The sequence below is a fragment of the Roseateles chitinivorans genome, from assembly GCF_050632235.1.
GTDB lineage: Bacteria > Pseudomonadota > Gammaproteobacteria > Burkholderiales > Burkholderiaceae_C > Roseateles > Roseateles chitinivorans_A.
Genome location: NZ_CP192584.1, coordinates 2,913,789 through 2,932,764, shown reverse-complemented (window position 1 = coordinate 2,932,764; position 18,976 = coordinate 2,913,789). Strand labels below are relative to the sequence as shown.

At 70.1% G+C, this 18,976-nt stretch carries 15 protein-coding genes; 9 read left to right on the top strand and 6 right to left on the bottom strand.

What is annotated here, in order from left to right:
- Positions 1-9 precede the first annotated feature (9 nt).
- Positions 10-1,089, top strand: coding sequence for an ABC transporter ATP-binding protein (locus ACQ859_RS13330; RefSeq protein ID WP_431266178.1), 1,080 nt, complete (start codon positions 10-12; stop codon positions 1,087-1,089).
- Here the strand turns inward: ACQ859_RS13330 and ACQ859_RS13325 are convergent.
- Positions 1,004-1,873 carry a hypothetical protein gene (locus ACQ859_RS13325; protein ID WP_431266177.1) on the bottom strand — a complete coding sequence of 290 codons (870 nt, stop codon included), beginning with the start codon at positions 1,871-1,873 and terminating at the stop codon, positions 1,004-1,006. The genes ACQ859_RS13330 and ACQ859_RS13325 overlap by 86 nt on opposite strands.
- A 254-nt stretch (positions 1,874-2,127) precedes the next feature.
- Here ACQ859_RS13325 and ACQ859_RS13320 point away from each other — a divergent pair, with 254 nt between their 5' ends.
- From ACQ859_RS13320 to ACQ859_RS13290, 7 genes are all read left to right on the top strand, one after another.
- Positions 2,128-4,212 (top strand): ATP-dependent helicase, encoded by a 2,085-nt coding sequence (locus ACQ859_RS13320; protein ID WP_431266176.1) that lies wholly within the window; start codon positions 2,128-2,130, stop codon positions 4,210-4,212.
- 131 nt (positions 4,213-4,343) lie between these two features.
- Positions 4,344-4,838 carry a hypothetical protein gene (locus ACQ859_RS13315; protein WP_431266175.1) on the top strand — a complete coding sequence of 165 codons (495 nt, stop codon included), beginning with the start codon at positions 4,344-4,346 and terminating at the stop codon, positions 4,836-4,838.
- A 2-nt stretch (positions 4,839-4,840) separates the two neighbouring features.
- Positions 4,841-5,335, top strand: a complete 495-nt coding sequence (locus ACQ859_RS13310) for a hypothetical protein (RefSeq protein WP_431266174.1) — start codon at positions 4,841-4,843, stop codon at positions 5,333-5,335.
- 149 nt (positions 5,336-5,484) lie between these two features.
- Positions 5,485-6,513, top strand: coding sequence for a serine hydrolase (locus ACQ859_RS13305; protein ID WP_431266173.1), 1,029 nt, complete (start codon positions 5,485-5,487; stop codon positions 6,511-6,513).
- Between the two features lie 158 nt (positions 6,514-6,671).
- A complete protein-coding gene (locus ACQ859_RS13300; protein WP_431266172.1) occupies positions 6,672-7,211 on the top strand; it encodes a hypothetical protein in 540 nt (179 codons plus the stop codon).
- Positions 7,212-7,462: 251 nt separating this feature from the next.
- Positions 7,463-9,277, top strand: a complete 1,815-nt coding sequence (locus ACQ859_RS13295) for an ABC transporter ATP-binding protein/permease (protein ID WP_431266171.1) — start codon at positions 7,463-7,465, stop codon at positions 9,275-9,277.
- Complete coding sequence (locus ACQ859_RS13290) at positions 9,274-9,918, top strand: MgtC/SapB family protein (RefSeq protein WP_431266170.1); 645 nt, start codon at positions 9,274-9,276, stop codon at positions 9,916-9,918. Before ACQ859_RS13295 ends, ACQ859_RS13290 begins: the two co-directional genes overlap by 4 nt.
- On the opposite strand, the gene ACQ859_RS13285 is transcribed toward ACQ859_RS13290, so the two are convergent.
- Positions 9,854-11,980, bottom strand: coding sequence for a hypothetical protein (locus ACQ859_RS13285; RefSeq protein ID WP_431266169.1), 2,127 nt, complete (start codon positions 11,978-11,980; stop codon positions 9,854-9,856). The genes ACQ859_RS13290 and ACQ859_RS13285 overlap by 65 nt on opposite strands.
- A 184-nt stretch (positions 11,981-12,164) precedes the next feature.
- On the opposite strand from ACQ859_RS13285, the gene ACQ859_RS13280 reads away from it, so the two are divergent.
- Positions 12,165-12,401 (top strand): hypothetical protein, encoded by a 237-nt coding sequence (locus ACQ859_RS13280; protein WP_431266168.1) that lies wholly within the window; start codon positions 12,165-12,167, stop codon positions 12,399-12,401.
- A gap of 27 nt (positions 12,402-12,428) precedes the next feature.
- Here the strand turns inward: ACQ859_RS13280 and pdeM are convergent, their stop codons facing one another.
- The 4 genes from pdeM to ACQ859_RS13260 form a co-directional block, all read right to left on the bottom strand.
- Positions 12,429-13,148: a ligase-associated DNA damage response endonuclease PdeM gene (gene pdeM, locus ACQ859_RS13275; protein WP_431266538.1), complete on the bottom strand. Its 720-nt coding sequence runs from the start codon at positions 13,146-13,148 to the stop codon at positions 12,429-12,431.
- Positions 13,149-13,282: 134 nt separating this feature from the next.
- Positions 13,283-16,000 carry a ligase-associated DNA damage response DEXH box helicase gene (locus ACQ859_RS13270; RefSeq protein WP_431266167.1) on the bottom strand — a complete coding sequence of 906 codons (2,718 nt, stop codon included), beginning with the start codon at positions 15,998-16,000 and terminating at the stop codon, positions 13,283-13,285.
- Positions 15,997-17,655 (bottom strand): ATP-dependent DNA ligase, encoded by a 1,659-nt coding sequence (locus ACQ859_RS13265; protein WP_431266166.1) that lies wholly within the window; start codon positions 17,653-17,655, stop codon positions 15,997-15,999. The genes ACQ859_RS13270 and ACQ859_RS13265 overlap by 4 nt, the downstream gene beginning before the upstream one ends.
- Positions 17,652-18,845 carry a ligase-associated DNA damage response exonuclease gene (locus ACQ859_RS13260; RefSeq protein WP_431266165.1) on the bottom strand — a complete coding sequence of 398 codons (1,194 nt, stop codon included), beginning with the start codon at positions 18,843-18,845 and terminating at the stop codon, positions 17,652-17,654. Before ACQ859_RS13260 ends, ACQ859_RS13265 begins: the two co-directional genes overlap by 4 nt.
- Positions 18,846-18,976: the final 131 nt, after the last annotated feature.

The window sequence follows — 18,976 nt, the reverse complement described above, 5'->3', positions numbered from 1 at the left end:
GAGTCAAGCATGGGCGCGCTCGCCATTTCTCAAGTCCGCAAGAGCTACGGATCGGCCGACATCCTCAAGGGCATCGACCTGTCGATCGAGGCCGGCGAATTCCTGATCCTGGTCGGCCCGTCGGGCTGCGGCAAGTCGACGCTGCTGGCGATGATCGCCGGCCTGGAGCACCCGACCTCGGGCGCGATCCACATCGGCGACCGGGACGTCACCTACCTGCCGAGCAAGGACCGCGACATCGCGATGGTGTTCCAGAGCTACGCGCTCTATCCGAACATGAACGTCGCGCAGAACATCGCCTTCGGGCTGGAGATGCGCAAGGTGCCGAAGGCGCAGCGCGAGACCACGGTGCAGCGCGTGGCCAAGATGCTGCAGATCGACCACCTGCTCGACCGCAAGCCGGGCCAGCTGTCCGGCGGCCAGCGGCAGCGCGTGGCGATGGGACGCGCGCTGGCGCGTGACCCGAAGCTGTTCCTGTTCGACGAGCCGCTGTCCAACCTGGACGCCAAGCTGCGCATCGAGATGCGCGCCGAGATCAAGCTGCTGCATCAGCGCACCAAGACCACGACGGTCTACGTCACCCACGACCAGGTCGAGGCGATGACGCTGGGCGACCGCATCGCGGTGATGCGCGACGGCCTGGTGCAGCAGTTCGGCACGCCGGAAGAGATCTACACGCGGCCGGCCAACCGCTTCGTGGCCGAGTTCATCGGCTCGCCGACGATGAACTTCGTCACGGCCGAGCGCAACGGCGGCGGCGCGCTCGCCGCGCAGGGCGTGACGCTGCCGGTGAACGCGGCGCAGCAGGCGTCGATCGACGCGGCGGGCGGCGTGCTCTACGGCGTGCGTCCGGAACACATCCGGCTGGCCGACACGACGGGCACCAGTGCGGGCGGCATGCCCGGCGTCCTGAAGATGCGCGAGCCGACCGGTCCCGAGACCTACCTGCTGGTGGACACGCCGAGCGGTCCGATGACGGCCCGCGTGGCGGGCAATCCGCACCTCAATGTCGGTGACGCGGTTCGCCTGCAATGGGAGGCGGAATCGGCCCACCTGTTCGACGCGAAGGACCAGCGCCGCCTGGCGTGATCCCGCCGGTGGGGACTAGCGGCCTCGCCCGCAGCCAGATCGTCTGCGCCGCGAGCACCACGGCGAGCGCCAGCGCGATCCAGGCGGAGCCGTCGGAGCCGGTCATCGGCGAGGCGGTCTGCTTCACGTACACGCCGACGAGGCCCCACACCGCGGCGCCGGCATAGCCGAGCGCGGCGGGGCCGGTGCCCGGCGCGTGCAGGCGCGCATTGGCGACCAGCAGCAGCAAGGCGGCCAGCGCCCACAGGACGAGGGTCCAGGGCAACTGGTCCTGCGTCGGCAGCATCTGCGCCGCGACGACAGTCTGCGCGGTGTCCAGGAACGCCGCCAGCGACAGCCAGCCTGCATGCAACGCCAGCGGGAACACGGCCAGCCACGACTGCGCGCCGCGCGGCATGGCGCGCGCCACCAGCATCAGCGCCCACAGCAGGCTCGCCAGCGCGGCCCAGATGACGGCCAGCGCTAGGCCGAACCATTGCTGCGAGAACACGATCATCCAGCTCGCCGTCAGCGTGAAGCCGACGACGACCAGCCAGTGGCAGCGATGGGAATCGCGGTGCCCTTCCCTGTCCGGCACCGGCTGGCCGCGCAGCAGCCACACGGCGAAGACCAGGTCGAGCAGGAAGATCACCCCCCAGATCGAGAAGGCGTAGCCGTCGGCGACGAGCAGCGTCGGGAAACGGTCGGAGATGGCGCCGTTGTCGGGGCCGAAGACGCCGCGCTGGGAGGCCCAGGCCACCAGGGGCATGGCCAGCGCGCTGAGGATGACGAGGATCTGGAGCATGGGATCGATGAGTACGGAGCCAGTCTGCGCCGATTCCGGCAAGCCACATGCCCCCTGGCCAAAGGCCCTCCTGCGAAGACCGCGGCCCTCACCCCCGCCCTCTCCCGCGGTGCGGGAGAGGAGCCCGATCGGCGCCCTTCTTACTCCCTCTCCCGCTTGCGGGAGAGTGTGGGGGTGAGGGCCAGCGGCGGTGGCATACTGAAGCCGAGACAGACGCCGGATCACTGTTGATACATACAGCTATGATCGCGGCCATGTGCCCCGATGCCCTCGCCGACGCGCCGAACGACGTCTTCGCCGACCTCAACCCCGAGCAGCGCTCGGCGGTGGAGCATGGCCTCGGCGGTCCCGCTCAGGACGGACACGGGCCGCTGCTGGTGATCGCGGGCGCGGGCTCCGGCAAGACCAAGACCCTGGCGTCGCGCGTGGCGCGTCTGATCCAGTCCGGCGCGGATCCTCAACGGCTGCTGCTGCTCACCTTCTCCCGCCGCGCGGCCGGAGAGATGGAACGCCGCGCCGGTCGCGTGCTGCATCGCGCGTTGGGCCTGGCCTCGACGCAGGCGCCGCCGCGTTTCCCGTGGGCCGGCACCTTCCACAGCGTCGGCGCGCGGCTGCTGCGCGAGTACGCCCATCGCATCGGCCTCGCCCCCAACTTCACCATCCTCGACCGCGCCGACGCCGAGGACCTGATGGGCCTGCAGCGTCAGGCGCTCGGGCTGGCCGAGACGGCCGAGCGCTTTCCGCTGAAGGGGACCTGCCTCAACATCTACTCGCGCGTCGTCAACAGCGAAGCGCGGCTGGACCAGGTGCTGCAGGAGCACTTCCCTTGGTGCTTCGCGGTCCATGACGAGCTCAAGCGCCTGTTCAAGGCCTATGTCGAGGAGAAGCAGCACCAGCAGCTGCTCGACTACGACGACCTGCTGCTCTACTGGTCGGAGCTGATGAGCGACGACAGCCTGGCCGCCGAGCTCGGCGAACGCTTCCAGCACGTGCTGGTCGACGAGTACCAGGACACCAACCGGCTGCAGGCGACGATCCTGAAGCGGCTCAAGCCGCGCGGCGACCGGCTGACGGTGGTGGGGGACGACGCGCAGGCGATCTACTCGTTCCGCGCGGCCGAGGTGCGCAACATCCTCGAGTTCCCCGCGCAATTCGATCCGCCCGCGCGCGTGGTCGCGCTGGAGCGCAACTACCGCTCCACGCAGACGATCCTGGATGCGTCGAACGCGGTGATCGCGATGGCGCGAGAGCGCCACGAGAAGCGCCTGTGGACCGACAAGACGTCGAGCGAGCTGCCGCACCTGGTCACCGTCGACGACGAGGCGCGGCAGGCGCAGTGGGTCGCCGACAAGGTGCTGGAGCGCCGCGAACAGGGCTTGAAGCTGACGCGCCAGGCGGTGCTGTTCCGGACCTCGAGCCACGCGGCGCCGCTGGAGCTGGAGCTGACGCGTCGCAACATCCCGTTCGTCAAGTTCGGCGGCCTGAAGTTCCTCGAGACCACCCACGTGAAGGACGTGCTGAGCGTGCTGCGATGGGCGGAAAACCCCCGCGGCCGGTTGGCGGGTTTCCGCGTCGCGCAGCTGCTGCCGGGCTTCGGCCCGGCGAGCGCGAGACGCCTGCTCGATGCGATGGCACCCGCGGCCGATCCGGCGCAGGCGCTGCGCGACTTCGAGCCGCCGCGCGCCGCGGCGGCGTCGTGGACGGCATTGCGCGACCTCATGCTGCAACTGATCTCGGGCGCCAGCTGGCCGCTGGACCTGGAAGAAGCCGTGCAGTGGTACGCGCCGCATCTGGAGCGGCTGCACGACGACGCGCCAGCGCGGCTGGCGGACCTCGAGCAGATCACGCGCATCGCCCAAGGCTACGGGTCGCGGGAGCGTTTCCTGACCGAGCTGACGCTGGACCCGCCCGACGCGAGCAGCGACGAATCGGGGGTGCCGTCGAAGGACGAGGACTACCTGATCCTGTCGACGATCCATTCCGCCAAGGGCCAGGAGTGGAACGCGGTGTACCTGCTGAACTGCGTGGACGGCTGCATGCCGTCGGACCTGAGCACCGGCGCGCAGGCGCAGATCGAGGAGGAGCGGCGGCTGCTCTACGTCGCGATGACGCGGGCGAAGGACCACCTGGCGGTGATGGTGCCGCAGCGCTTCTACGTGACGCAGCAGACGCGGCACGGCGACCGGCATCTCTACGCGAGCGTGTCACGTTTCCTGCCCGGCAAGGTCGTGCGCCACTTCGAGAAGGTGGGGCCCGCCAACCAGGCGCAGGCGCCGCTGCCGGAGCTCGTGAAGCCGGCGATGGACGTCGCGGCGAAGCTGCGCAAGGCCTGGGACTGATTCCCCCATCGGGCGGAGCGCATCCCCCGTCGCCATCGGATCAATCCCTCATTGGTGCGCACTCTTCGCCATCGTCGCGGAGCTGCAACTGGGTGCGCGGCGACCTGCCGGGGCGCTCATAGCATGAAGGCATGCCGTCTCCCGCCGTCGCCAAAGCAGCCGTCTCACTCCTTGCGGCGTGTCCGCCCAGCCTGATCCCGCAGTGGGTCCAGGACGTCAACACGGTCGCCGGTCTGATCAGCTTCGCGATCACGATCGTGGTGTGGTGGCAGGTAAAAAACGTCAGGCTGTCGTTCCGATTGCGAGTTCGCATTCCCGCCATCACAAAAAGTCTGGATGAGACCCTGGCCCTCCTCGACAAGGAACTCGATCTGCAGGATCGGAATCGACGGCGTCTGCGTTCGACCTTCTCGTCTTCCTTTGCGCACCTGGAAGCCGTGCTTCCCATCGCGCCGTCGCCTGCACGCCAGGCCGTCGAGCAAGCCATCGACGTCGTCGCGAAGGCGATGGACGCCTTGGAAACCGACGCCGCCATCGACGAAGGCGTCGAGGTCAAGGCGCGAGATGCCATTGGACGGGCATCGACTCAACTTCACCATGCATCTGAAAACCTTCTGTGGGACTAACCATGCACTTCGACATCAAATGCCAATCGCTCATCTCTGTACTGCACGGGCAGACACTTGCCCGCAAGGTCCAATGGCAGAAACCGGCCGACGCGCCCGCTGGAAAGGGAGAGGATCGAAGCGCACTCCGATACGAGGCGACGTATCGCCAGGCGCGCTTCGCTCTCTATCAGCAGGATGGTCTCCAACGGAACCCGTCGACGGGAATGGACGGTTCTTCGATGTGGTTCGTGCTGGCCATCCTCGACGAACAGGATTCGGAGTTCTGGCGCGAGGTGGATTCGAACGGCAGCGTCAGTCGCCTGTACCGCCTGGTCCAACGCCGTGCGACGCCCATCGACCAGATCTACGCCGCCATCGTCGATCCCGTCTACGAACAGCTCGACCGTGAAGCGGCGGAGTACCGGCGAGAGAATTCCGGCTGGCGAGCCAGTCTCCGCCGATTCAAGCGGACGTTCGTCGCGCGCTTCATGTCGGTGTCTTCAGCGCGCGCGTAACGCACGTCACGGCAAGCCCGGATGGCGGTCCGCCGCGAAGAACTTAAACTTCGCGACGGTCAAACCCTGACCCCGCGCTTTCCGGAAGATCTCCGGACAAGTCCCCGGACCACCTCCCGGACCCAGCCCGCCAGCCCAGCCCGACCGCCGTGACGATCCGCGACACCGTTCTCCGCACCCTTGCCCACACCAACTGGAAGCTCGCGCTGCCGGCGCTGATCCTCACCTGCGGTTGCCTGATCGTGCAGGCCGCCAGCGACGATCCCGAGGTCGTCGTCGCCACGGCCGCCCCCACCACCGCGGCCATCAGCCCGAACGGCGTGCTGACGCCCGCACCAGCCGGCGCCTCCGCGCCCGCGCCGACGGCCTCCTCGCCGCTGATCGCCCGGTCGCCCGACACCGTCGTCGCTCCCACGCCGTCCGACGAGCCGCTGATGAAGCTGCCGGTCAATGCCCGCCACATGCTGGTCATCGACGACACCGGGCGCGTGCTGATGTCCAAGGAGCCGGACACCGTCGTGCCGATCGCCTCGCTGACCAAGCTGATGACCGCGATGGTGGTGCTGGACGCGAAGCAGGACATGAACGAGGAAATCAAGATCGACGACGCGGACGTCGACCGCCTCAAGCACAGCAAGTCGCGCGTGCGCGTCGGCGCCACGATGAGCCGGGAGGCAGCGCTGGAACTGGCGCTGATCTCGTCCGAGAACCGCGCCGCGTCGGCGCTGGCGCGCCACTTCCCCGGCGGCCTACCGGCCTACGAGGCGGCGGTGGTCGCCAAGATCCGCGCGCTGGGCCTGTCGCACACGGCACTGGCCGACCCGACGGGCCTGTCGCCCAACAACACCTCGACGGCCGCCGAGGTCGCGCGCATCGCCGCCGCTGCCTCGAAGTACCCGGTGATCGCGCGCATCAGCAGCGACAAGTCCAGCGAGGTCGAGGTCAACGGCCGGCCGCGCGAGCTGCGCAACACCAACCACCTGGTCGGCGCCAAGGGCTGGGACATCCGCCTGTCCAAGACCGGCTACACCGAAGAAGCCGGGCGTTGCCTGGCCATGCGGATGAAGAGCGGCGGCCAGACCATCACGGTCATCCTGCTCGACGCCGACGGCTCCGCGCAGCGCCTGCGCGACGCGGCGTCGATCCGCAAGTCGCTGGCGAAGATCGCCGCGGCCTGACCCCCTCGCTGCGCACGTCATCCCCCTCGCGGGGGACGCGAGCGGATTCTTTGAGGCCGATCAAACAACCCTCGGTTTCGGCATTCGCGCCACGCCGTTCGAGCTCGACGGCTCCTAGCATCTTCGGCTCCTCCCACCGCATGTCCAGGAGTCGCCGCATGCATCCTCACTCTCCACAACTCACGAACGTCACGCCAATTCCGAACGCCCAGCCTGATCTCCATCACGTGATGTATCGGCTCGACCTGCTCTCCGCCGAGACTCACCAACTCCGTCAGGAGATGCGCGAAGGCTTCGCCGCGATTCGGAAAGATCAGGAGATTTTCAAGAAGGAACTCGCCGATCAACGCCTTGAGTCCGCCAAGGAATTCGCCAGCTGCCGCGCCGAGTTCAAAGCCGATCTCAGCACGACCCGCGCTGAGTTCAAGGCCGATCTCAGCGCAGCCCGTGCCGATTTCAAGGACGAGCTTCAGAAGATGCACGAGAAATCGCGGGAAGAATTCGAGGTCATGCTCGCGCGCACGAAGATCGAGATGAAGGAGCTCGTGGCCTCCGTGATCGCGGCGGTCGATGACCGAATCAAGATGAGCGGCCAGGCCTCGGATCTCCGCCTGCTCAAGTGGTGCGCCCGCGCCGCGATCAGCTCGTCCGCCGCTGCGGGCAGCCTCGCGTACGCGGTGTCGAAGCTGATGCCGTGATCGGCGTCCTGGGAGGCGCCCAACCTCGACCCACCTCGCGCCTCCCTCCGTCACCCGCAGTAGGCCCCGTCCTACCCGCCCCATGAGCCACCGGAGCTACTGTCGAGCCATATCGGCAGACCGGGTCCCGCCCTCATGGTTCACTCCTCCTCCCCTGCGACGGACCTGCCGCCGTCCGCCCCCCGGCTCCGCCCAAGAAGGCCAGGCGCCGCCGCCCGCCGCGCCTGTCCGCCGCCGCGTGGCGCCAGTTCATGCAGATCGCCCGGCCCTACTGGCTCGGCGACCAGCGCAAGGCCGCCTGGGGCCTGCTGCTCCTGATGATCGTGCTGATGCTGTGCGAGACCAAGCTCGCCGTCCTGCTCAACGACAAGACCGGGGAAATGACCTCCGCGCTCGCCGAGCGCAACCACTCGCGCTTCTGGCTCGCAGTGCGCGACAGCCTCATCGTGCTGGGCTTCGCCGTGCCGGTGTACGCCTTCTACTACTACATGCGCGACGCCTTCTCCAACCATTGGCGGCGCTGGCTCACCGGGAAGTTCCTCGACGGCTACCTGGACGGTCGCAAGTACTACGAGATCGGCACCGGCGCGGCGGGCGACATCGACAACCCCGACCAGCGCATCTCCGAGGACATCAACACCTTCACCGGCCGCTCCACCCACTTCGGGCTGCTGATGATCGGCTCCATGATGCAGCTGGTGGCCTTCTGCGCGGTGCTGTGGTCGCTGTCCAAGCTGCTGGTCGCCTTCCTGGTCGTCTACGCCACGGTGGGCACTTTCCTCGCGCTCTATGTCTTCGGCTCGCCGCTGATCCAGCTCAACTTCTGGCAGCTGCGCCGCGAGGCCGACTTCCGCTTCGGGCTGATGCGGCTGCGCGAGAACGCCGAGTCCATCGCCTTCTACCGCGGCGAGCCCCAGGAGCGCGCCCACATCGAAGGCCGCTTCGATTCGGTCTACCAGAACTACTGGAAGCTGATCCGCAAGCAGCGTGCGCTCAACCTCTTCCAGCGCGGTTTCAGCCAGTTGACGCTGGTCGTGCCGGCGGTGATCCTGGCCGAACGCGTGCTGTCGGGTGACCTCGAGGTCGGCGCCGCCGTCCAGGCCGCCGGCGCCTTCGCCGCGGTGCTGACCGCCGTCTCGCTGATCGTCGACAACTTCGAGAGCCTCAGCCGTTTCGTCGCCGGCATCGACCGGCTGCACGCGCTCTCCGAGGTCATGCACAAGCGCAAGCCCCGCGACGAACGGGCCCGCGAGAAGATCGAGACGAAACACGCCGAGCAGCTCGCCCTGCGCGCGCTGACGCTCTACACGCCGCAGTTCGACCGGCTGCTCGTGGAGAAGCTCGACGTCGCCCTCCAGCCCGGCGAGAGCCTGCTGATCACCGGCGTCAGCGGCTGCGGCAAGAGCTCGCTGCTGCGTGCGATCGCCGGCCTGTGGCGCTGCGGCGAAGGCACCATCGAGCATCCGCCGCTGGAGGACGTGTTCTTCCTCCCGCAGCGCCCCTACCTGCAGCCCGGCACGCTGCGCAGCCAGATGATCTATCCGGACACGACGACCGAGCTCGACGACGACGCGCTGCGCGCCATCCTCGACGAGGTCTGCCTGCCCGAACTCGCGGAACGCGTCGGCGGTCTCGACGCCTCGCAGGACTGGGAGAAGCTGCTGTCCATGGGCGAGCAGCAGCGCCTGGCCTTCGCGCGGGTGCTGGTGCGCACGCCGAAGATGGTCATCCTCGACGAGGCCACCAGCGCGCTGGACAGCTGCAACGAGCGCCGGCTCTACGAGCGCCTGTGCCGCGACGGCGTCACGCTGGTGAGCATCGCGCATCGCCACGCGGTGCTGCAGCATCACACCCACGTGCTGCGCCTCACCGGCGGCGGCGCTTGGCAGCTGCATGCCGCCGAAGGCTACGACTTCGACGCGGTGGAAGCGGAGGCCGAGGCCGCGCGGGAAGCCGCGCTCGAGGCCAAGCTGGCCGACGGTGCGCGCACCGGCCCGGTCGCAGAGCCGAGCGAGGCGGTCGGCGGACGGGCGGGCGGAACACCGGGAGCCAGGGAGTTGCCATGAGTATTGCCACCAGCGCCACCGCGGCCGCGACGCCCTCCTCGAGCCCCTCCTGGACCGACGAGGTCATCGAGACCGTGCGCTCCGAGTTCTCCGACGTCCCCGACGTCGCGCAGATCACCCGCATCGCCGTGCGCCTGCTGCTGGCGGCGGTGCTTGGCGGCATCCTCGGCTACGAACGCGAGCACCACGGCAAGGCCGCGGGCATCCGCACCCACATGCTGGTGTCGCTCGGCGCGGCGCTGTTCGTGCTGGTGCCTCAGCAAGGCGGCATGGCGCTGGCCGACATGAGCCGCGTGCTGCAGGGCGTCATCGCCGGCATCGGCTTCCTGGGCGCGGGGGCCATCCTCAAGCTCAAGGACGAGGAGCAGGTCCACGGCCTGACCACCGCCGCCAGCATCTGGATGACCGCCGCCATCGGCATCGCCTGCGGGCTGGGCCGCGAGGCGACGGCCGTCTTCAGCATGCTGCTCGCACTGCTGATCCTCGCGGTGCTGCCGCTGGTCACGCGGCCGCATCCCCGGAACGGCGAGGACCGGAAGGCGGAGGACCGGCAGGATCCCGACTGGAAGGAGGAGGTCAGACGGGACCGCCCCCCAGAGTACGAGGACCGTCAGGGCGGAGACCGGGCGCGCTCAGCTTGACCGCCTGCGGCACCGGCCGCGGGCGTTTCGTCAACGCGGTGCCGAGCTTGGTGCTCAGCTTCATGCGGTTGTTGATGGCCCATCCGCTCGCGTCCAGGATCGGCCCGAGGCTGCGCTGGCGCAGCTTGAGCCAGGCGATCAGCATGCTCGGTCCGGAGATCGACAGCACGATGCCGAGCACCGCCAGCGGGATCCACCAACCCAGATCGACGAAGCGTCCGAAGACGCCGACGATCACCGTGCTGATGCTGCCCAGCGCGACGCCGATGGCCGCGACGGTACCGACGTCCACGCGGCGGCCCGGCGCACCGAGGCCCGGCAACGTGGCGGCGCCGGCAGCGCCCGGCGCCGTCGCCACCCCGGCCGGCAGCCCGGGCGCGGCGGCCGCCGTCGCGGGCTGATCCGCCGTCGCGACGCGCCCGGCCCACTGCCCCATGCGCCCCTGCTGCGTCGAATCGCTCGCCGCGGCGCGCTTGGCCACCTGGTCCTCGACCAGCCGCACCAGCTTCTTGTACGGCGACAGGAAGGCCTGCCCGACGCTGATCGGGTTCTCGATCACCTTGACGATGCGCGCGTCCCAGTCGTGCCCGTCGCGGTCGTAGAACAGGCCGTTGCGGCCGACGAAGAGGAAGTCCACGTCGCCGGCGCTGACCACCGCGACGATGGTGCGCTTCTGGTTCAGCCGCACGCACTCGCAGTACGCGAGGTAGGCCTTGGCGAGTCCCGCGACCGGCGCATGCTTGGCGGGGTCGGTGACATCCACCGTCAACTCGCACGCACGGCCGTCGACGAACAGCGTGCCGGCCTGGAACACCGCGCCCCGGCCTTCGTAGAAGTCCTCGAAGGACACGAAGTTGCGCGCCAGCCGCAGCAGGCCGCGCTGGAGCAGCAGCAGCTTCTCGAGGTCGTTCAAGGCCGCATGGCGCGGCGCGGCGGCGCGGTCGTCCTCGACGTGCGTCAGCAGGCGCGCGCGCACCTCGTCGAGATGTCCGCCGGGCTGTCCGGCGGCGAGCGATGCCACGACGTCGACGCCGATCGCCGCGACCGGCCCGGTCGGCTGGCGTCGCAGCCACTCCCGGCAGGCGCGCACCGCGTCCTTCAACGCCAGCCAGTCACGCTCGTCGAGGCTGTCGCCGAAGTCGGCCCGCAGGGCCTGCTCGCGCAAGGTGGCGAGCGCGCCGCGCCAGGCGGGATTGGCGCGATCGTCCAAGGGCAGCGCCGCGCCCGGCGAGACCGGCGCGATCGGCATCTGCTTGAGCACACCGGCTTCCAGCGACAGCAGTCCCGCCGCATGCGCCTTCAGTTGCTCGGGATCGGTCGCGTTGAGCGTCGCCGTCGCGGACGCGTCGTAGCTCGCGAGCCGGCACCGCGCGAAGAAGTCCTCGACCTTGTCGTGCACCGCCTGCACCGCCATCGCGGCGGCGCGCCGTCCCGCGCAGCCGGCCTCGGCCTCGCCCTCGCGGTGCCAGGCGAGCAGTGTCGACGCCTGATCGAAGAAGGCCTTGATCCGGGTCTCGTCGATGCCCGGCCCGCCGCCGGCGTCGGCGACCGTGCCCATCGCCTCGCCGATGCGCTGCGCGAGCGCGCGATCCGCCGCATCCTCGATGGCCGCCACCGGTACGATGCCGTCGCCGTTGTGGCGTTCCGCGGCCAGGTGGGACTGACGTTCCCGGATCTCGTCCAGACCGATGTCGGACTGCCCCGCATGGCCGGTCAGGTCGAGCGTGCGGGCGAGTTCCTCCGCCAGCGCGCGGCCTTCGTCGGTGTCGGCCAGCGAGGCCAGCGCCAGTCGCGCGTCGCCGCGCAGCAGCGGCTGCCAGTCCTTCAGGCGCGCGCCCACCCATTCGCAGGCGGCGATCAGCTCGGGCGCGCGGATGCGGCCGTCGCGATCGAGGTCGATCAGGTCGAGGGTGCGCTCGTCGAATTCAAGACCGCGGGTGGGACAGGCCAGCGCGACCCAGCGTTTCTGGTCGAGGTCGCGGAGGTGCAGAAGATCGTCGGCGGAGTCGATGCGCGCTTGGTCCGCGCCGCCCGCCCGGAAGAATCGCCAGGGATGTGTCATTGATGCGAAAGGCGGCAAGCGACGTGCCGTTTGCCGCCGTTCCGGCCATTTCGCGGGCGTTCTCCGGACTGCCGGTCGTGACAGCGCGTGTCCGCCGGACCGTCCCTCCCATCCGCGACGCAGGCATGACAGTTGCCGCCCGATGCACTAGGGTCATCGATCCGGAGACGACCCGGAGCTCACCATGGATCTCGATACCGTCTCTTACGTCTTCCAGAGCCTGGACGGCACCTTCACGATCAAGCCGCGCCTGTCGCGGCGCTGGCGCGTGAAGCACGACAGCATGCCGTGGGGAGATTCCTTCGCCTCGGCGGAAGAAGCCGCCCAGGCGCTGTCGGCGCGCTTCGCGGTGCCTGCCGATCTGAGCGAGTGGACCGAGATCGGCGACTTCCACACCGACGTCGGGGGCTTCCACCTCTGACGTGACCGTTCCGGCCGCCACGCCTCCTCAAGCGGACCGGGTGTCGGGCGCGGGCCAGACCGCGCCGCCGCCGACCGCGTGACAACGCGAGCCTTCCGGCAGTCCCGCCTGCGTCGTGCCGGTGAACGCACCGAATGCGGGCAGGATCATCAGCCCCTCGGATTCGGCGAAGCACGGCAGCCGGTGACGCTCATGCGCGCGGCCGTGCAGCGTCGTCGCGGGATGCAGATGTCCCGCGAGGACATACGCGCCATCGACCCGCTGCGGATGGTGGCAGGCGGCGAACGGTCCCATCGGATGGGGCTCGTCGACGATCTCGAAGCGCAGCGACGGCGGCGGATCGCCCGCATGGCTGTCGTGGTTGCCGCGGATGAGCAGGCAGGCGAGCGCCGGATGACGCTCGCGCCAGGCCTGCGCGGGATCGAGCACCTGCGCGTGCTGCGCCGCGGCCGCGTGGAGGAAGTCGCCCAGCACCACCAGCCTCGCCGCAGACAGCCCGTCGATCAGGGCACTCAACCGGTCGAGGTTGTCACGCGTCGTGCCCGAGGGCACCGGCTGCCCCAGCGCGCGGAAGCTCGCCGCCTTGCCCAGGTGCACGTCGGCGACGAAGACCGTCCGCGTCGCCGGCCACCACACCGCGCGCTCGGGCAGCAGCCAGACGCGCTCGTCGGCGAGCGTCACGGCGAGCGCCCCCTTCTTCTCGGTCACCCGGTCCTCCAGGTGCGCCGCCGTCAGCTTGTTTTCCATCGACGCCTTCTCCATTGACGCCTTCTCCGTCGACGCCTTCTCCATCAACGTCGTCTTCGTCCACTTCGTCTTCATCCACTTCGTCTCCGACAACTGGTTCTCCTTCGACCGAGAGTCCGTCCACTGGCCCTCCGTCATCGCCGCCTGCGTCCGCCGGCCTCGCGTCGTCTGGCCGGCGCCTCGCCGCGTGTTTCCAGCGCGAGCGACTCCTGCACCGCCTCGACGGCGAACTGCGGCGAGTCCTTCTTCGCGAACACCGCCAGCGCGCGCTCCGCCGGCTCATGCGCGGTGCCGACCGCCTCGCCGCCGGCGCTGCGCTCGAGTTCCGACACCATCCGCGCGATGCGGTCGCCGAGCGACTCATTGCTGAGCTTCTCGCGGAAGCGCTCCACCATCAACGGGAACGCCAGCGGCGTCGGCTTCTTGAGTGCGTGGATCTGCAGCGTCTGCCGCCCCATCCGCGCCAGCGCCGCCGCGAGGTGGCGCACATCCAGTTCCTGCGTCAGCAATTCCTGTTCCGCCTGCGCCAGCAGCCGGTTGCCCGGATCGTGCTGCTGGAACACCTCGAAGAACAGCGTCGCCGAGGCCTGCAGTTGCCGGTTGCTGCGACGCTCGCCGGGGTGGCTCTGGAAGATCAGCCCGGCGATGCGCGCGATCTCGCGGAAGCGCCGCCGCGCGAGCTCGGTGGCGTTCAGGCTCGCGAGCACCTCGCGCAGCAGCGTCTCCATCGGCGGCAGCGTGAGCAGGTCCGGCAAGCGGGCCGCCCAGTCGATCGGCTTGGCGCTGAGCAGCTCGATGCCGTAGTCGTTCAGCGCGATCGAGAAGGTGCCGGTCTCCGGCTGCGCCGCGCGCCACGCGATCAGGCCGGCCAGCCCGAGGTGCACCTGACGTCCGGCGAAGGGGTGGAGGAAGAGGTGCCAGCCCTCGCGCGACTTGAGCGTCTCCGCCAGCAGCACGTCCGGTCCCGGCACGCCGGACCAGCGCCGCTGGATGTCGATCAGCGGCTTCACGCACTGCATCTCGGGCGACTCGAACTGCCCCGTGTCGGCTTGCGCGAACTCGCGCAGCACCGCGTCGGCGAGCGTGCTCGACAGCGGCATGCGGCTGCCGTTCCAGCGCGGCAGCGCGGCCCGGCCGGCGGTGGCGCGACGCACCAGCGCCGTCATCTGCTCGACCCGCACCAGCTCCAGCAGCCGGCCGCTGAACATGAACGCGTCGCCGGGTTTCAGGCGCGCGATGAAGCTCTCCTCCACGCTGCCCAGCTTGCCGCCGCTCAGGTACTGCACGCTGATGGACGCGTCGCTGACGATGGTGCCGATGTTGACGCGGTGCCGCCGCGCGAGCCGCGCGTCGGGCACGCGCCAGAGGCCCTCCTCGTCGGGCACGACGCGGTGGTAGTCCGGATACGCCGTCAGCGACGGTCCGCCCTGGCGGACGAAGTCCAGGCACCACTGCCAGTGGTCCGCGCCGAGGTGCTCGAAGGCGACGGTGCCGCGAACCTCGTCGAGGAGGTCGTCGGGTCTGAAGCCACCGCCCAGCGCCACGGTGACCAGGTGCTGGACCAGCACGTCCAGCGGCTCGCGCGGGCTGTGCCGGGACTCGATGTGGCCGGCGCGGACGGCGTCGCGCGCGGCGGCGGCCTCGACCAGCTCGAGGCTGTGCGTCGGCACCAGCGTGATGCGGGACGGCCGTCCCGGCGCATGACCGGAGCGGCCCGCGCGTTGCACCAGGCGGGCGACGCCCTTCGCCGAGCCGATCTGCAGCACCCGGTCCACCGGCAGGAAGTCGACGCCCAGGTCGAGGCTGGACGTGCACACGGCGGCCTTGATGCGGCCTTCCTTGAGGCCGAGTTCCACCCACTCGCGCACCTCGCGGTCCAGCGAGCCGTGATGCAGCGCCAGCACGCCGGCCCAGTCCGGCCGCGCTTCCAGCAACGCGCGGTACCAGCGCTCCGCCTGAGAACGCATGTTGGTGAAGACCAGGCAGCTCGCGCTGGCCTCGATCGCCTCGACCACCTGCGGCAGCATCCGCAGGCCCATGTGGCCCGCCCAGGCGAAGCGCTCGGCGGCCTCCGGCAGCAGCGTGTCGATGACCAGCATCTTGTCGGTCTCGCCGTGCACGATCACGGCGTCGGCGTCGTCGGCCGCGGTGCCCTGCAGGGTCCGCATGGCCTCGTCGAGATTGCCCAGCGTCGCCGAGAGGCCCCAGGTCATCAGCGCCCTGCCACGGCTGCTGGCCCTCACCCTCGCCCTCTCCCGCAAGCGGGAGAGGGAGTGAGAGGAAGCGAAGCGGCGCAGCCGCGCCAGCGCGAGCTGTGTCTGCACCCCACGCTTGTTGCCCATCAACTCATGCCACTCATCGACGACGACCAGCCGCACCTGGCCGAGCTGATCGCTCGCATCGGCCCGCGACAGCAGCAGCGAGAGGCTCTCCGGCGTCGTCACGAGCACGGTCGGCAGCCGCCGGTCCTGCGCGGCCCGCTGCGCGGAGGTCGTATCGCCGCTGCGCAGCGCGGCTGTCCATCCGGGACACAGCGCCGCCATCGGCGCTTCCAACGCGCGCAGCGTGTCGGCGGCCAGCGCGCGCATCGGCGTGATCCAGAGCACCGTCAGCGGCGGCGCGATCGACCTGCCGCCGTGCACGCGCGCCTCGGCGCCGACCTCGCTCCTCAGCGCGGCGAGCGCGCCCAACCACACCGCCAGCGTCTTGCCGCTGCCGGTGCTGGAATGCAGCAACCCGCCACGGCCGCGGGCGATCTCCTTCCAGACCTGGCGCTGGAACGGGAACGAGGTCCAGCCCTTGGCATCGAGCCACGCGTCGATCGCCTCGACACCGTCCGTTCTGCCGGTCACTCGCCCTGCTCCGGCAGCAAGGCCTGCAACGACTGCAAGGTGTCGGCCTCCTCCACCGGCTTGTCCTCCCGGCGGCGCAGCATGCGCGGGAAGCGGACCGCGATGCCGCTCTTGTGGCGGCCGCTGCGTGCGATGCCTTCGAAGCCGAGCTCGAACACCATCGTCGGCGTGACGCTGCGCACCGGGCCGAAGGTCTCGGTCGTCGTCTTGCGGATCACCGCGTCGACGACGCCGATCTCGGCGTCGGTGAGCCCGGAGTAGGCCTTGGCGAACGGCACCAGCTGCCGCGACGGATCGTCCGGCGGACCGTTCCACACGGCGAAGGTGTAGTCGGTATAGAGACTGGCCCGCCGCCCGTGACCGCGCTGCGCGTAGATCAGTACGGCGTCCACGGACAGCGGATCGATCTTCCACTTCCACCAGACGCCGACGTCCTTGGTCCTTCCGACGCCGTAACGCGCGTCCCGCCGCTTGAGCATCATCCCCTCGACGCCGAGCGCGCGCGCCTGCTCGCGCTGCCGGGCGAGGTCATGCCAGTCCGCGCCGGCGATCAGCGGGCTGAGTTCGAGCCCCGCCAGCGGATGCCCGGCGACCAGACGCTCCAGCCGTTCGCGGCGCTCCTGCTGCGGGCGGTCGCGCAGGTCGTCACCGCCCTCCTCCAGCAGGTCGTAGACGCATAACGCCACCGGCAGCTCGCCCAGCAGCTTCGCGCTCAGCGTCTTGCGTCCGATGCGCTTCTGCAACTCAGCGAACGGCATCGCACGGCCGTCGCGCCACACCAGGATCTCGCCGTCGAGCACCGTGCCGTCGGGTAGCGCTTCGCCCATCGCGCGCAGCTCGGGAAAGCGCTCGGTGACGAGCTCCTCGCCGCGCGACCAGATCGCGGCCTCGCCACCACGTTTCACCAGCTGGGCGCGGATGCCGTCCCACTTCCATTCGACCAGCCAGTCGGACGCGGGTCCGATCGCGGCGTCGAACTGCTCGACCGCGAGGTTGAACGGATGCGCGAGGAAAAACGGATAGGGCTGCAGGCCGCGGCCCGCGCCCTCGTCCCCGTCGAGGCCGACGGGCGCGATCAGGGCCGCATAGTCCGCCGCAGACGGCGTCGCGCCGATGTGCGTGTAGCCCATCAACCGCTGCGCGACGAGCTTGGCATCCAGGCCGCCGACCGCGGCCAACGCCTGCGTCACCTGCAGCTTCGACACGCCGACGCGGAACGCGCCCGTGATCAGCTTCAGATGGACGAAGCGCTGCTCGACCGCCAGCGCGGCCCACTGGCTATGCAGGGTCAAGGCCAGCGCGTCGGGCGGCTGGCCGCGCAGCGGCAGCAGATGCGCGCTCATCCACTCGGCGAGCGGACGCTCGACGACCTGCGCCGGTTCGGGCAGCAGCAGCGCGATCGTCTCGGCGAGGTCGCCGACCGCCTCGTAGCTCTCGTCGAACAGCCACTCCGGCAAGCCGGCCGCGAGCCGGGCCTGCTCGCGCAGCAGCTTCGTGGGCACCAGCTGGCGCGGCTTGCCGCCGGCCAGGAAGTACACCGCCCACGCGGCGTCCTCAGGCGGCGCCTGGCGCAGGTAGGCCTGCAGCGCGGACTGCTTCGCGAGGCTGGACGTCGAGGCATCCAGCTCGCGGTACAGCGCGGCGAAGGCCTTCATGCCGGGCGGGTCCCGGACGCGACCGACGTCGACGGGTCCGGGACCGACGACGCAGCGGACGAAGGATCCGTTGCGGAAGGATCCGATGCCGGCGCGACCGCCGCGTCGGACCCCGGCGCGGACGCGGACGCTGCCTCAGCCTCGCCGCCGGCCTCCTCGTCGCCGTACTCGGTCGCGATGCCCTGCGCGCGCAGCCCCTGCTCGTTGAGCCACCGCACCATCGTCGCGACGCTGCCGTGGGTGACGAAGACGCGTTCCGCGCCGGTGCCGCGAATGGCCGCCATCAATCCCGGCCAGTCGGCATGATCGGACACGACAAAGCCGCGGTCGACGCCGCGCCGCCGGCGCGTGCCGCGCAGCTGCATCCAGCCGCTGGCGAAGGCGTCGGCGAGGTCCGGGCCGAAGCGCTTCAGCCAGGGTGAACTCGCGGCCGACGGCGGCGCGACGACCAGTGCGCGCGACAGCGCGGCCTTGTCCAGCGCCGGATCGCCGACCGACAGCGTCGGCGGCAGAACCACGCCGGCGGCGCGGTAGACGGCGTTCAACGGCTCGACGGCGCCGTGCGCGACGATCGGCCCGATGGACGCATCGACGCCGTGCAGCAGCCGCTGCGCCTTGCCCAGCGCATAGGCATAGAGCACCGACGGCCGGCCCGCCTCGGCGTTGCGGCGCCACCAGGCGTCGATCTCGGCGAACAGCGCCGCCTGCGACGGCCAGCGGTAGATCGGCAGGCCGAAGGTCGATTCGGTGATGAAGGTGTCGCAGCGCACCGGTTCGAACGGCGCGTTGGTGCCGTCGGCCTCGAGCTTGTAGTCGCCCGACGCGACCCAGACGCGCCCGCCGTGCTCGAGCCGCACCTGCGCCGACCCGAGCACGTGTCCGGCCGGATGCAGCGACACGCGCACCCCGTGATGCACGATCGCCTCGCCGTAGCCGAGCGTCTGCAGCGTGATGTCGTCGCCGAGCCGGCGCCGCAGGATCGCGGCGCTGTCGTGATGCGCCAGGTAGTGCGCATGCCCCCAGCGCGCGTGGTCGCTGTGACCGTGCGTGATCACGGCGCGGTCGACCGGCCGCCACGGGTCGATGTAGAAGTCGCCGGGCGGGCAGTACAGGCCCTGCGGCCGGGCGACGACGAGATCGTCCCCGTCCGGGTCGTCCGCGGGCCCGGTCGTGGCGGTGCGCGTGTCCATGTCGACCGATCCTAGCCAAGCGTCCCGCCGGGGGCTGTAGGACGAGTCCGCGTCCTACAGCCCCCAGGCCCCATCCCTCGTCAGGCCCTCCCCGGGGTCGTCCCGTGCCCGCGCGACCGCCTGGCCCGAAC